Source organism: Virgibacillus sp. 7505, from assembly GCF_002272135.1.
GTDB lineage: Bacteria > Bacillota > Bacilli > Bacillales > Amphibacillaceae > Terribacillus.
The window spans coordinates 1-493 of sequence record NZ_NPBF01000055.1 but is presented as its reverse complement, the minus strand read 5'-3'; the positions used below and the strand labels follow the sequence as shown (position 1 = coordinate 493).

Sequence of the window (493 nt, the reverse complement as noted above, 5' to 3'; positions counted from 1 at the left end):
GTTTTTGGCTTTTCCCTTTACGACGCAGTACAGCGGCTGTCCGTTGTAAACGCCCTTGATAGACCCACCGATAAATCGTTTTAAAGGAAAGCGTCCGAGAAAAACACCGTCCGACAATCTGCTCAGGAGACCATGTACGATCGAGTTTGTTTGTGATGAACTCGGCAAGCTCAGGCGACCATTTCCCATGTGGTTTCGATTTCCTTCTTCTTTCTTGGGCCATCTCATGGGCGTTCTCCGATTGATAAGGCGTCTTCCCGTTCGCATTTCGGCGTCGTTCCCGAGAAATCGTGGACGGACTTCTCCCAAGGTTCTTAGCGATCTGACGAAGAGACATCCCAAGATGAGTCATCGTTTCAATACGGGCACGATCAAATGTGGTAAGATGATGGTAGCAGCTCATGTTGCCCTCCTTGATGGTTTGTGTAGGTACGAACATCTTACACGAGGGTTCCATGAGCTGTCTTTCTTTAGGTGTTGCACTTCATATTAC

At 48.3% G+C, this 493-nt stretch carries 1 protein-coding gene; it reads right to left on the bottom strand.

Annotated elements, in window-relative coordinates; genetic code table 11:
- Positions 1-403 (bottom strand): helix-turn-helix domain-containing protein (locus CHH91_RS17870; RefSeq protein WP_176465847.1); only part of this gene is annotated, 403 nt, incomplete at its 3' end.
- Positions 404-493: the final 90 nt, after the last annotated feature.